Genomic DNA, 13,407 nt, shown 5'->3' with positions numbered 1-13,407 from the left:
CACGTCACTCCTCCGCATCGCGTTCATCCCATCCATCGCCATCCCATGGCTGCGGTTCGGTGCCGGCTACGGTGGTATCCGGATCGACAGGCTCCAACAGGGTGTAATCGTCACGCGAAGGATCACGAAACGCGCGGCTGACCGGATAGGCTTCCAACGCCGGGGTGGAGGCGTGGGTACGCAATGCCGCAGGCGTCTGGAAGGCGCCACTCAACCAGTCCAGGGCGGTGGCCGGCGCGATGAAGATCGGCCCGTCCGGTGTGAGTGGGGAGGGGATCGCGCTGTTGGGGCCGGTCAATACGGTGAAGCTGTCCAGCTGCTGGCCGTCGTCGCTTTCCCAGTGCTCCCACAAGCCCGCTGCGAGCAGGGCGCGGCCATCCTTGCGCTGCACGAACAGAGGCCAGGGGGGGCGGCGCTCGCGATCCCATTTGTAGTAGCCGGTCATGGGCAGCACGCACGGGCGCTGCGCCCAGGCCTGCGCGTAGATGCGGCTGCGTGGCGCGCGGTCAAGCCGTGCGGTCACCGTGGTATACGGCGTGGCCGGCTCCTTGGACCAACGCGGCACCAAGCCCCACACCATGTCGGCCACGGCGATGGAGCCGTCATGGTCGCGCGCGAGCACCGTGGCCACGCCACCCTTGGCGATGTTGTAGTGGTCCGGCGCGGCCGCCAGCGTCCGCGCCAGCGCAGCAGGAAGGCCAGCGGGAAGTGACTCGCTATCAGCGATGGCTTGTGCGAAACGGCGCATGGCAGGTGAGCATCCAACGGCATCCGTGACGGTGTCGTGCGCACCGCCTGCGATGCTGCACGCGTTGCACGGGGGTCACGTGTCGGGATGGGGTTCCCCCAACGCTGCCCGCCGCGCCTGGAACACTTCCGGCGTCTGCGGCTTCACGAACAGCGCGACCAGCTCGGGGTACTCGGCTTTCACCGTCTTTTCAATCCGCGTGATGCAGGCCTCGATCTGCGGGGTGGTGCGATCGTCCTCGAACTCCGCACTCAGCATCGCGACCACCTGGTCCGGGCCCATCTGCATCGTGGTCACGCCATTGGCGCGGCGCAGGTCCGCATCGTGGGTGGCGACGGCCAGAATGCGTTTGGCGACACTCGGGTGCGCGGGCTCACCGACCAGCAGGCCCTTGGTCTCGCGGGCAAGCAGGAAGGCGGTGACCGCCAGCACGCCGGCGATGCACAGCGACGCCACGCCATCCAGGATCGGCATGTCCAGCAACTGCGCGGCAAGCAGGCCGACCAGCGCAAAAGCCAGGCCGAGCAGGGCGGCGCTGTCTTCCAGCAGCACGGTGAAGGTGGAGGGATCCTTGCTGCGGCGGAACGCCTCGAAGTAGCCCATCGCCCCCTTGGTGGCGCGGAACTCGCGCAGCGCGATCCACCATGAGGTGCCTTCGAAGACAAAGGAGATGCCCAGCACCACGTAACTGATCAGGTGGTTGGTGGCCGGCTCGGGGTGGCGGATGTGCTGGATGCCTTCATAGGCCGATACACCGGCACCGGCTGCGAACACCAGCAGCGCCACGATGAAACTCCAGAAGTACAGCTCGCGCCCGTAGCCGAAGGGATGGAGCGTATCCGGCTTCTGCTCGGCACGGCGCAGGCCGTACAACAGCAGCAGCTCGTTAATGGTGTCCACCAGCGAGTGGACGCCCTCGCTGAGCATCGCCGAGCTGCCGGAGATGCCGGCGGCGACAAACTTGGCGATGGCGATGGCCAGGTTGCCGGCAAGGGCGGCATAGATGACGAGACGGGAGCCGGTTGGCTTGGCCATGGCAGTCGTGGGGTGGGGAGGGTGCGCGCATCATCGCCAACGGTGCGTCCCGGGCGCGTGCACATCCCGCCAAACGCTGGCACCGGCTCCCGGCCTTGACATGGATTTGCCCCGCTTGGCTTACATTGCTTTCCGCCTTCCGGCTGGCCCCCGCTGCCTGCCGTTCCCCCAGCTCCTGCAATGCCTTCAGTTCAAGGTTCGGTGCCCCGATGATGTCCATCCTTCCCTGGTCTGCCGCGCAGCTGCGCGGCACGCGCGCCCCGGTGGTGCTGGAGCGGTGCGCATGAGCGCAGTGGCGGGGCGCTTTCCCGGCAGCACCGGGCCGATGGCCGAGCAGGTCCGTGCACTGGCGTGGCAGGCGACACCGGTGGGGCCGATCGAGACCTGGCCGGGCGCGTTGCGCAATGCGGTCAATCTGATCCTGGCCTCGCCCGAAAGCATGTACGTGGTCTGGGGCGATGACCTGACATTCTTCTTCAACGATGCCTACAGCCCGATTCTGGGGCCCCGCCTGGAGGGCGCGCTGGGCGCGCCGTTGAGGGAGCTGTGGGCCGATGCCTGGGACGCTGTACGCGCGCCGATCGAGAACGCCTTCGCCGGTGAATCCTCCCGTTACGAGAACCTGCCGGTGTCAATGAGCCGCCAGGGCGTGCCTGAAGAGACCTGGTGGACGTTCTCGTTTTCGCCGATCTTCCTCGATGATGGCAGGGTCGGCGGCGCGTTCTGCGTGACCAACGAGGTGACCAGCATCATCGTGGCCCAGCAGCGCCTGGCCCAGGAGAACGAGCGGCTCATCGCGCTGTTCGACAAGTCGCCGATGTTCATGGCCTTCCTCAGTGGGCCCGAGCATCGGGTCGAGTTGGCCAATCCGGGTTACCAACGGCTGGTTGGCAATCGCCATGTGCTCGGCAAGTCGATCCGGGACGCGCTGCCGGAAATCGTCGAGCAGGGCTTCCTGCCGCTGCTGGACGAGGTGTACCGCACCGGCAAGCCGTATATCGGCAGCGAGGTGGTGTACGAGGCGCCGTTCCCGAGCGATCCGTCCTCGGCCCGGCGCATGCTGGATATCGTCTTCCAGCCGGTGGCGGGTGAGGATGGCAATACGGCAGGCGTCTTCGTGCAGGGCCTGGACGTCACCTCCCACATCGAGCTGCAGCGCACGATGCGGCAGGTGGAGGCGCGCAATCGCCAGATCATCGACAGCGCCAGCGATTACGCGATCGTCGCCTCGGACCTGCAGGGCAGGGTGACCCTGTGGAATGCCGGGGCCGAGCACATCTTCGGCTGGACCGAGGCGGAGATGCTGGGTCAGAACGTGGAGGTGATCTACACCGCTGACGATATCCAGGCCCAGCGCTTGCGGCACAACCAGGGCGTCTCGATCGCATCGGGTGGGGTCAGTGGTGAGCGCTGGCTGGCGCGCAGGTCCGGCGAGCGCTTCTGGGCCAGCGGGGCGATGACCGTGCTGCGCGATGAAGATGGCGCCGTGCTGGGCTTCGTCAAGGTACTGGGCGACCGCACCCAGGAGCGCCGCGCCAGCGATGAACTGGCCCACAGCGAGCGCCGCCTCGGCGCGCTGGTGAGCGCCTCCTCGCAGTCACTGTATGCGGTCACCGCGGACTGGCGCGAGATGCGTCAGATTCTGGCGACCGGGCCGGTGGCACAGGACGAGAGCCTGCCTGCGGTCACCGACTGGCGAGAACGCTACGTACACCCCGATGATCTCGCCCTGCTCGAGCAGGCCATTGCGCGTGCGATGGCGCAGCGGCTGCCGCTGGAACTGGAGCACCGCACCCTGCTCGCCGATGGCAGTGTGCGTTGGGTGCAGATGCGTGCGGTGCCCTTGCTGGACAGCGCCGGTGAGATCACCGAGTGGTTCGGTACCGCCTCGGATGTGACCGAGCGGCGCCAGGCCGAAGAGCAGCTGCGCGAATTGACCTTGACCCTGGAAGAGCGCGTGCAGACCCGCAGCGCCGCGTTGCAGGTGGCCGAGGAGCGGCTGCGGCAAAGTCAGAAGATGGAGGCCGTGGGTCAGTTGACCGGTGGCCTGGCGCATGACTTCAACAACCTGCTGACCGCCATCTCGGTGGGGCTGGAGCTGCTGGAGCTGCGCATCGATCAGCGGCGCTATGACGACATCGGCCGCTACCTGGAGATGGCGCAGTCCAGCGCGTCGCGTGCCACGGCGCTCACCCAGCGCCTGCTGGCGTTCTCCCGCCGGCAGACGCTCGCACCCACGCCGGTAGTGGCCGATGCGATGGTGCGCGGCATGCTGGATATCATCTCGCGCACGCTGGGGCCTTCGATCGCGATCTCCACGCAGTTGGCGTCCGATCCCTGGGCGGTACTGGTGGATGTGCCGCAGATGGAAAATGCGCTGCTGAATCTGTGCATCAATGCCCGCGACGCAATGCCCGAGGGGGGCCCGCTATGGATCAGCGCGGCCAACGTGAGCCTGCGTGGCGAGAGTGCGGCGGCGCTGGATACGCCGCCCGGCGATTACGTCCGGCTGGCCGTCAAGGACGCAGGAACCGGCATGGACGCGGCGGTGATCGAAAAGGTGTTCGAGCCGTTCTTCACCACCAAGCCGATCGGGCAGGGCACAGGTCTCGGGCTGTCGATGATCTATGGGTTCACCCGCCAATCCGGCGGACAGGTGCGGATTGATTCCCAGGTTGGCCACGGCACCACGGTGGAACTCTATCTGCCGCGCTTCATCGGCGAGACCCCCGCGGACGCCGCCGAAGAAACCTTACAGGACCTGCCGGCGTGTTCAGCGCCCAGCGTCGGCACGATTCTGGTGGTGGAAGACGAGGAAGCGATCCGCGCGCTGTTGACCGAGGTGCTTGGCGGCGCGGGTTACAGGGTGTTGCAGGCACCGGAAGGCGGCCAGGCCATCGACCTGCTGCGCTCTGACGAAACGATCGACCTGTTGATCACCGATGTGGGGCTGACCGGTGGGCTCAATGGTCGTCAGGTCGCTGATGCCGGCCGCCAGGTGCGCCCTGCGTTGCCGGTGTTGTTCATCACCGGCTACGCGGCGTCGGCAGCGGTGGGCGCGGGCCAGCTGGAGGACGGCATGGAAGTGCTGACCAAGCCCTTTACGGCTGCGGAACTGGAGCGACGCGCCCGCGCGCTGCTGGCGATCAGGAACCCGTCGTGACCAGGTCAGCTGCTGTCAGAGCAGCGACCTGACCGAGGTCACCAGCTGCTTGAGCGTGAAGGGCTTGCGCAGCAGCTTGATGTCCTCGCCGCGGAAGTCGGGCCGGGCTCCGGCGGGGCCCGCGTAGCCGGTGACCAGCAGGATCGGCATGGCCGGATGCAGGGTCGTGGCGATCGTGGCCAGATCGCGGCCGTCCATGCCGGGCAGGCCGACATCGGAGACCAGCAGGTCGAACGGGCCGTCGTGCCTGAGGCATCCCAGCGCGGCCTCGGCATCGCCGACGTCGAGGACATCGAAGCCATCGTCGCTGAGGATGTCCTTGGTCATCTCCCGGATGGGCGCATCGTCTTCGACGAGAAGCACGCGGCATCGTGGGTGGGTTCGTGCAGCAGTCATTGCGGGCGGAGATCCTCGTGGCGTGCAGCCACTTGTGCGGATCTCCACCTTAGCGCCCGTGCGTGTTAGCCGGCCGTGCATCGCGTGCCAGCCCCATGTCATGACCGGGGGCGGGTGCCCGTCACGGCACCGCCGGCGATGGCCTCAATTCAAGGCGGTGCCGCTCTGGGTGGGGCTTTCATCCAACAGGGCGGTGCGGATGGACCGCGCCAGATCGCTGCGGGTGAAGGGCTTGGCCAACAGGGCGATGGTGCGGCCAACGGTGCCGCTTGCGTCGATATCGCGCGGATAGCCCGAGGTGAACAGCACCCGCAGGCCGGGCTTGCGGGCCAGTGCCTGCTTGGCCAGTGCCCAGCCGGACATGCCCGGCATCACGATGTCGGAGAACAGCAGATCCACGCTGACGTCGGTGCGATCCAGCAACCGCAGCGCCGAGGGGCCGTCATGCGCTTCGAGCACGCGATAGCCCAGCTGGCGCAGGGTATCCACGGTGTAGGCGCGCACATCGTCGTTGTCCTCGGCGACCAGTACGGTCGTTTCCGCCTCGACCTCGAAGGCGTCCAGCGTCTGTGCATCGGCCGGGCGCACGCTCGGCAGGGCGGCGGCCGAGCGCGGGAACAACAGCGTGATCGTGGTGCCGCTGCCCTCGGTGGAATCGAGCAGAACGTGCCCGCCGGACTGCTTGGCGAAGCCATACACCATCGACAGGCCCAGCCCGGTGCCACGGCCAACCTCCTTGGTGGTGAAGAACGGCTCGAACACCCGCGCCATGACCTCCGGCGGCATGCCCTGGCCGCTGTCACGGACGCGCACCATGGCGTACTGGCCGGGCGGGACATCCGGGTGCTGCGCCGCGTAATCCTTGTCCAGGTGGATGTTGTCCATCTCGATGGTCAGGCGGCCGCCGTCGGGCATGGCATCGCGTGCATTCACCGCCAGGTTGAGGATCGAGGCTTCCAGCTGGCTCGGATCGATCTCCACGCACCAGATATCCGGGCTGTGCACCATGTCGATCTGCACCAGCTCGCCCAGCGAACGTTTGAGCATGTCCTGCATGCCGCGCATCTCTTCGTTCAGATCCACCGGCATGTTCTTCAGCGGCTGCCGGCGCGAGAAGGCGAGCAGGCGCTGGGTGACGTTGGCCGCACGCATGACGCCTTTCATCGCGTTGTCGAGCGCGCGTGAGGAATTGCCTGCCGTGTCGCCGAGCCGGTCGGTCAGCATCTTGGCGTACTCGATATTGCCGGCGATGACGGTCAGGATGTTGTTGAAATCATGCGCGATGCCACCGGTCAGCTGGCCCACCGCCTCGATTTTCTGGCTGTGCCGCAGCGCTTCTTCGGCCTGCCGCCGCGCGGTGGTTTCCACGGCCTCGGAGACGACGGCGGTGATCCGTGCCTGATGATCGAACAGGGGGCGGAAGGAGAAATCGAACGTGCGCTTGCCGGTCGGCAGGCGCAGTTCCAGTTCGTGGCGCGACGCCGTGCCCGCCGCAGCCTCCAGGATGGCGGTGCAGACCACGCCGGGAACGCCGGGCGTGTCGGCGAACCACGCCGATTCGCAGTACAGGTTGCCGCGCACGTCCTGCTTGTCCGCCAGGATGGCGGCCAGCGAGGCCGAATTGGTGTCGATGATGTGGCCATCCAGGGTCAGCAGGTTCTGGTGCTGGAAACTGGATTCGAACAGGGCCTGCAGCCGGCTTTCGCTCCGGTGCAGTGCCGAGGTCCGCTCATCCACCTGGCGCTCCAGGGACTCGTTGCTGGCCTTCAGCAACGACTGCGCTTGCTTGAGGTCGCTGATATCGCGCGCCATGGCGTAGTAGCCCAGCACCGACCCATCCGGTGCCAGTTCGGGTACGCAGTCCACCTGGGCATGGCGGGCGGCACCGTTGCTGCGCAGGGAGAGCATGTCGAAGCTGACTTTCTCCCCCAGCAGCACCCGGTCGAGATGCTGCTGGATGCTGTTGAAGGTGTCCTCGCCGACGACCTCGCGGGTGTGCCGGCCGATCAGGCTGTCGGGCGTGCGGCCGTGCCACTCGACATAGGCATTGTTGGCGAAGCGGTAGCGATGGTCGTGACCGAAGTAGGCGATCAGCGCGGGCAGCGAATCGGTGATCAGCTTCAGCCGCTGGTGGCTGTCGTGCAGTTCGGCCTCGATACGCAGCAGCCGGCGGCGCTCCTGGGCTTCATGGATGGCCCGGACAACGGCATCGGGCAGGCGCTGCAGGCGCGACTTGACCACATAGTCGCGCGCGCCGCGCTTGAGCGCCTGCACGGCGAGCTCTTCGGTGAGCGTGCCGGAAACGAAGAGGAAGGGAATCTGGGGGGCGATCTCGCTGGCCAGGGCAAGGGCAGCGTCGCCATCGAAGCCTGGCAGCACGTGGTCGGCCAGGATCACATCGAACGAGGCGGTGGTCAGGGCATCGAGCATGCCCTGGTGCGACCAGGTGCGTTGGGCCGTGAACGGGATCCCGGCGCGGCGCAGCTGCGCGGTGATCAGCTCTGCATCCAGTGCACTGTCTTCGACCATCAGGATCCTGATGGTCTTGGTTGTGGCGGCCTCAGCCATCGTTTCTACTCTTCCCGCCGAACAATGTGCCGTGGGGTGGCGGCTGGTTGGTGATGCCCCAGAACATGCCCAGGCCCTGGATCGCCTCGAGGAATTCCTTGAAGTCCACCGGCTTGACCACGAAGGCGTTGACGCCCAGCTCGTAGCTGCGGATCAGGTCCTGCTCCTCGCGCGAGGAGGTCAGCATCACCACCGGGGTGCTGCTCAGGGCGCGGTCGCTGCGGATTTCCTTGAGCACTTCCAGGCCATTGAGCTTGGGCAGTTTCAAATCCAGCAGCACCACCACCGGGCCACCGTGCATGGCGCCTTCATAGGGACCCTGGCAGCGGAGATACTCCAGCGCTTCCACGCCGTCGCGCACATGGGTCACGTCGTTGAGCAGCTGGCAGCGCGCAAGCGCCGCCATGGTCAGCTCAGCGTCTTTCGGGTTGTCTTCTACGAGCAGGATCGGTCGCAGATCTCTCATAGGTGGTCTCCAGTAACAAAGGGGATGGTGAAATAGAAGGTGGCGCCGGCGCCTACCTGGCCTTCGGCCCAGGTGCGGCCGCCATGGCGGGTGATGATGCGGTGCACGTTGGCCAGGCCGATGCCGGTGCCTTCGTACTCATCGACGTGATGCAGCCGCTGGAACACGCCGAACAGCTTGTCCACATAGCGCATGTCGAAACCGCAGCCATTGTCTTTCACGAAGAAGATGTCTTCCGTGTCATTGCGTTCGTGTCCGATCTCGATGCGTGGCTCGGGCGTGTCGCGGGTGAACTTGATCGCATTGGACAGCAGGTTCTGCCAGACCAGCCGCAGCATGCCGGGGTCGGCCAGCACCTTGGGCAGGGCGGCGATCCTCCAGTCGATGGCGCGCCCGGTGTACTCCATATCGAGCTTGCGGCGCACGTCGTCGGCCAGGGCGGTCATGTCCATCGCGATCTGGCCCATGGTCGAGCGGCCCATCTGCGAGAAGCTGAGCAGGTCATCCACCAGCGTCCCTGCCGATTTTGCCGACTCCACGATGGTCTCGAGGAATCTCTTTTCTGAATCGTTCAATCGCTCGCCGGCCGAGGACCACAGCAGTTCCGAGTAACCGACGATGTGGCGGAACGGCGCCCGCAGGTCATGGCTGACCGAATAGGAGAACGCTTCGAGCTCCTTGTTGCTGCGGAGCAGTTGTTCATTCAACGCCGCCATCTCCTCGGCCTTGCGCAGCACGATGTCCACGATCGCGGTGCGCAGCTCCAGCGCGGCATCACGGTCCACCTCGTTCCAGGGCAGCGACTGCTCGCGCACCGTCTGCTTCCAGCCTTCGAAGGAGGTGCGTGGCGACAGTGGCTGATCGGTCTCTACCTTGCGTGGGTCACCGCCCCAGCGAACGGTGCGGACGACCTCCGGCCGGAACCAGATCACGAAGCTGTCGTGGATCTGCGAGATGGAGATGGCCAGCACGCCACTGGCGACGCCGGCGAAGGCTTCGGCGTGCTGCCATTGCTGCGCGAGCGTGTCGGTGCAGAAAATGTCGCCATCGATCGGCTGGGCGGTCAACCACTGGACCAGCTGCATCACCTGGGGCTGGCTCGGGCAGTCGCCGTGCAGGATGCATTCGCCACGGTGCACGATCGCCGCACCGGCCGATTGGGTCAGTGCGAGCAGGCTGCGTTGATCGCGGCCGAGCGCGGCCATGAAGTCGGTATCGCCGGCCATCCGGCCGAGCAGCCGCACCTGGATGGCGCGGCGTGCAATGCGTTCTTCGACCAGCACCGCGCGCTGTTTCAGCGAAATCTGCAGCGACAGGATCTGGCCGATGAACTCGCAGGCCGTGCGCACGTGGTACGGCACGCGGCGCGCGAGCTGGTTGTGGCAGGAGATCAGGCCCCACAGTTCGCCCTCGCACAGCACCGAGACCGACATCGATGCACCGGTGCCCATGTTGCGCATGTACTGCAGGTGCACCGGGGAGACGCTGCGCAGCATGGCCGGGCCGAGGTCGGTGGGCGGCGCCTCGGCGATCGCGGGCACGCGCACCAGCGGCACCGGGGTGTAGTGGCTGTCAGCGATCAGCCGGATCCGGTTCTGCCGGTACAGCTCACGCGCCTGCGCGGGAATGTCCGATTCCGGGAAGCGCAGATCGAGGTAGGAGGGCAACACGCTGTTGCGGTCCTCGGCCACGACCGCACCGTTCCAGTCCGGGTCGAACTGGTAGATCATCGTGCGGTCGAAGCCGGTCAGCTCGCGGATATGCACGGCGGCGATCTCACACAGGGCCTGCGTGGTGGGCGCCCGCTCGATCGCAGCCATGAAGCGGCGGATCGAGGGATAGAGGTCTTCCAGCGAGCCTGGCTCGCCCGGCACCGGGGCCTCCAGCTCGATGATGACGTCATCCCCGATGCGGTGCGCCACCGTAGGGTGGTGGCCGGCCGTGCCGACCGGATGCGCGCCGAGGAATTGCGAGGCACCTTGCTCCAGCGCTACCAGCAGCGGCCTGCAGTGGGCCAGCGTACCGCCGAGCACTGCCTCCAGGGGCTGGCCCAGCGGATCGCCCAGCACCTCGATGAGCTCCGGTCGCGCGACGGCGCGGGCCTTGACGGTCAAGGTGAAGTGATCGAGGACCAGGATCAATCCGTAGGGCTGGATCGCGCCAGGGGTGCGGATCGGCTCACGCGCGCAGCTGGACAGATCCAAGGCGCTTGCGCCGGAATTCCTCGAGGACATTCATTGACTCCTGCTCGTTGCCAGTGGTGACCACCGCGCGAATGGCACGGCGTCGCCTGGTCGTCAGGAGCTCACACCGTCCACTGCGACGCGGTGTGCCACAGTTCCCTCATTTTTGCATAAGCGATCATCCTGATCCGTGAGGATGAGACGGGGTTCCTTGCGTTGCTGGAATGCTAGTCCCAACGGTAACGCACCGTCGCCGACCACAGCCCGCCCGAGCCATCGACCGGGCCGCCATTGGCGTACCGGTAGTATTCGTTCGCGGCGAGCAGCGGCTCAGGCAGTTTCGTGACCCTGCGGTCGAAGACGTTGTTGGCGTTCAAGGCCACGTCCCAGCCACCGGGCAGGGTGGCGCCCAGCTGCAGATCGGTGATCCACAGGCCGCCGATGTCATACGCGATCTCGGCCTGGCCGGCATACGGCCCGCTGGTGGCCACCGTGGTGGGGGAGCCATAGCGCTGGATATCGCCATAACGGCTCTGGCGCAGGCCGACCCGGTAACGGCCGAGCGACCAGTCCAGGCCAAGCACCTGGCGGGACTTCGGCGCCTTGTACAGCAGTTCGTTCTGCGAGCCGGTGCTGAAGACCGGCACATTGAAGGCCGCCAACACCGCGGGCGTGGGGGCCAGGCCGGTGATCTTCGCGCGGGTATGGCTGCTGGCCAGGGTCCAGCGCAGGGCACCGGCGCGGCCAAGATCCCAGCGCCCTTCCAGCGTCGCCTCCACGCCTTCGGTGCGGGTGTCAGCGGCATTGATGAAGTAGCGCACACCGTCCTGGGCACCGAGCCCGACCGAGGTCACCAGCGCACCGGAGCCGGGATACAGGCCCTCGCGGAAGGTGGTGGACAGGGCAATGCGATCGTCCACATCGATGCGGTAGGCATCCACGGTCAGTGATGCGCCCTGCCACGGCTCGGCCACGATCCCCAGGCTGAGGCTGCGCGAGGTTTCCGGGCGCAGTGGCTGCGCGCCCAGGGCGATGGCCTGCGGCGAGCCGGCCTGCAGGATGTGGTCGGTGTAGAAATTGCCATTGGAGGTGTTGCGGTAGGCCTGCGCGGCCAAGGAGGGAGCCTGGAAGCCGTTGCTGATCGTGCCGCGCAGGGCAAGCCGGGGGTGCAGGGCAAAGCGGGTCGAAAGGCGGCCGGTGCTCTCGCTGCCGAAATCGGAGTAGCGCTCGTGCCGGCCGGCAAGGTCCACGCGCCAGCGTGTGCCCAGATCGGCAGCGACGCCCACGTACACCGCGCCGCTGTCGCGGCTGACATCCACCGCATCTTCCGGCCGATAGCCGGGCAGGGCCTGCGAGCCGCCCAGGCCGATGCCCAGTACGGTGCCGGCATACGGACCATCCAGCACCCGCTGCCCGCCATGGGTATAGGACTGTACGTCGCCGGCGCCGATCCGGTAGCGCTCGTCGCGGTACTCCGCACCCGCGCTGAGCTCCAGTGGCGCGGCCAGCCACGCGGTCTGCAGCTGGCGGCGCACATCCAGATTGTGGGTCCAGGCGCTGTAGCGCAGGTCGCCGATATAGAAGTCGGTCTGGCTGTCCAGCCCATAAGTGGGGTTGATGCTGTTGTGCAGGTTGATGTCCATCGCATCGCGCCCGTAGCCGCTGCTGAGGTCCCAATCCCACTCGCCGAACTGGCCGCGCACGCCCAGCGTCAGCGCGCCATCGTTCTCGTCGATGTGCTCGGTGGGGGCGAAGCCATCCGGATCGATGGCCCGGACCACTTCGTTGCGCAGTGGCTGGCGGAAGTTCTGCGGTGCCCATGCATCGCGCTGGGCGAGCGTCAGCAGCCCGTAGGCCTCTACCGTCGCCGCCAGAGGCAGGCTGGCATTGGCGGTGGCGGTCTTGGTGCGGAACGCGCGGATGCCACGATTGCGCCAGGCATTGTTGTCGCGGGTCGCTTCGCGCGGATCGGGCGTGGCACCGGCGGGCAGCGTCGGGTTGCTGGCCTGGTTGCCCCCCGGGCGGATCGCATTGCCGGCGGCGTCCCTGGGGAAGTAGTACAGGAAGGTGTCGCGGGCGGGGCTGGTGTAGTTGGTGGCGTGCTGGTCGTCCAGCTGGGCGGCCAGGTGCAGATAGCCGCCGTCGCCGATGCCGAAACCGGCATCGGCCTGCACCACGCGGGAGCGACCCTCGCCGGCGAAGTAGGTGCCATCGCGGTAGGAGACGTTGCCGCCACGCGCCGCCTTGTTGGTGACGATATTGATCACCCCGGCGATGGCGTCCGAGCCATAGATCGCCGAGGCGCCATCGCGCAGCACTTCGATGCGTTCGATCGCCCCGGTGGGGATCAGGGCGAGATCGGCCGGTGCGGCGCCGCCGAAACCACCGGCGCCCAGCAGTGCGGTGGCGTGGCGGCGTTTGCCATCCACCAGCACCAGCACGTGGCTGGCGTTGAGGCCGCGCAGCTGTCCGGCGCGCACCATGCTGTTCAGATCGCCGGTTTCCAGCGGCAGGTTGAAGCTGGGCACGGTGGTGTTGAGCACATCCAGCAGGCTCGTCGCGTTGGCCGCGCGGATGTCGTCGGCCGACAGCACGTCGATCGGTGACGCGCTTTCGCGCACGGTGCGGCCTTGCGCGCGGGTGCCGGTCACGGTGACGGTATCGAGCGTGGCGGTGCTGGTAGCGGTGATGGCACTGGCATTCGTCTCCGGCGCTGCGTGGGCGGCAAGCGGCAGGGAGAGCGCGGAAACGATGGCGAGGGCCAACGGCAGGCGATGGTGCGTGGACAGCATGGAAGATCCCCAGGGAGAAGAAAGGCCGATGCGCAGGGGCATGCGGCGGGCAGGCT

At 66.9% G+C, this 13,407-nt stretch carries 8 protein-coding genes; 1 reads left to right on the top strand and 7 read right to left on the bottom strand.

From position 1 onward, the window contains the following. Positions 1-4 precede the first annotated feature (4 nt). A complete protein-coding gene (locus ABE546_RS02845) occupies positions 5-748 on the bottom strand; it encodes an SOS response-associated peptidase family protein (protein WP_346462637.1) in 744 nt (247 codons plus the stop codon). Positions 749-823: 75 nt separating this feature from the next. Continuing rightward, entirely contained in the window at positions 824-1,783 is a 960-nt protein-coding gene (locus ABE546_RS02840) for a cation diffusion facilitator family transporter (RefSeq protein WP_313212511.1), read from the bottom strand. 283 nt (positions 1,784-2,066) lie between these two features. Here ABE546_RS02840 and ABE546_RS02835 point away from each other — a divergent pair, with 283 nt between their 5' ends. Beyond that, positions 2,067-4,946 (top strand): PAS domain-containing protein, encoded by a 2,880-nt coding sequence (locus ABE546_RS02835; protein ID WP_346462636.1) that lies wholly within the window; start codon positions 2,067-2,069, stop codon positions 4,944-4,946. 15 nt (positions 4,947-4,961) lie between these two features. Here ABE546_RS02835 and ABE546_RS02830 read toward each other — a convergent pair whose 3' ends face one another. The 5 genes from ABE546_RS02830 to ABE546_RS02810 all read right to left on the bottom strand — a co-directional run bounded on the left by ABE546_RS02830 (position 4,962) and on the right by ABE546_RS02810 (position 13,351). Continuing rightward, a complete protein-coding gene (locus tag ABE546_RS02830; protein ID WP_346462635.1) occupies positions 4,962-5,309 on the bottom strand; it encodes a response regulator in 348 nt (115 codons plus the stop codon). A gap of 177 nt (positions 5,310-5,486) precedes the next feature. Continuing rightward, positions 5,487-7,910 carry a PAS domain-containing protein gene (locus ABE546_RS02825; RefSeq protein ID WP_346462634.1) on the bottom strand — a complete coding sequence of 808 codons (2,424 nt, stop codon included), beginning with the start codon at positions 7,908-7,910 and terminating at the stop codon, positions 5,487-5,489. After that, positions 7,903-8,376 carry a response regulator gene (locus tag ABE546_RS02820; RefSeq protein ID WP_313212661.1) on the bottom strand — a complete coding sequence of 158 codons (474 nt, stop codon included), beginning with the start codon at positions 8,374-8,376 and terminating at the stop codon, positions 7,903-7,905. Before ABE546_RS02820 ends, ABE546_RS02825 begins: the two co-directional genes overlap by 8 nt. After that, entirely contained in the window at positions 8,373-10,610 is a 2,238-nt protein-coding gene (locus ABE546_RS02815) for an ATP-binding protein (protein ID WP_346462633.1), read from the bottom strand. Before ABE546_RS02815 ends, ABE546_RS02820 begins: the two co-directional genes overlap by 4 nt. Positions 10,611-10,786: 176 nt before the next feature. Then, positions 10,787-13,351 (bottom strand): TonB-dependent receptor, encoded by a 2,565-nt coding sequence (locus tag ABE546_RS02810; protein ID WP_346462632.1) that lies wholly within the window; start codon positions 13,349-13,351, stop codon positions 10,787-10,789. Positions 13,352-13,407: the final 56 nt, after the last annotated feature.

The sequence above is a fragment of the Stenotrophomonas sp. TWI377 genome (assembly GCF_039674525.1).
GTDB lineage: Bacteria > Pseudomonadota > Gammaproteobacteria > Xanthomonadales > Xanthomonadaceae > Stenotrophomonas.
Note: the sequence above shows the minus strand (reverse complement) of the source record. Positions and strands in the feature narration are given on the sequence as shown.

What these genes read in the sequence shown, in the direction of transcription:
- ABE546_RS02845 (WP_346462637.1), bottom strand. Translation starts at nt 748, where the DNA reads ATGCGCCGTTTCGCACAAGCCATCGCTGATAGCGAGTCACTTCCCGCT.
- ABE546_RS02840 (WP_313212511.1), bottom strand. Translation starts at nt 1,783, where the DNA reads ATGGCCAAGCCAACCGGCTCCCGTCTCGTCATCTATGCCGCCCTTGCC.
- ABE546_RS02835 (WP_346462636.1), top strand. Translation starts at nt 2,067, where the DNA reads ATGAGCGCAGTGGCGGGGCGCTTTCCCGGCAGCACCGGGCCGATGGCC.
- ABE546_RS02825 (WP_346462634.1), bottom strand. Translation starts at nt 7,910, where the DNA reads ATGGCTGAGGCCGCCACAACCAAGACCATCAGGATCCTGATGGTCGAA.
- ABE546_RS02820 (WP_313212661.1), bottom strand. Translation starts at nt 8,376, where the DNA reads ATGAGAGATCTGCGACCGATCCTGCTCGTAGAAGACAACCCGAAAGAC.
- ABE546_RS02815 (WP_346462633.1), bottom strand. Translation starts at nt 10,610, where the DNA reads ATGTCCTCGAGGAATTCCGGCGCAAGCGCCTTGGATCTGTCCAGCTGC.
- ABE546_RS02810 (WP_346462632.1), bottom strand. Translation starts at nt 13,351, where the DNA reads ATGCTGTCCACGCACCATCGCCTGCCGTTGGCCCTCGCCATCGTTTCC.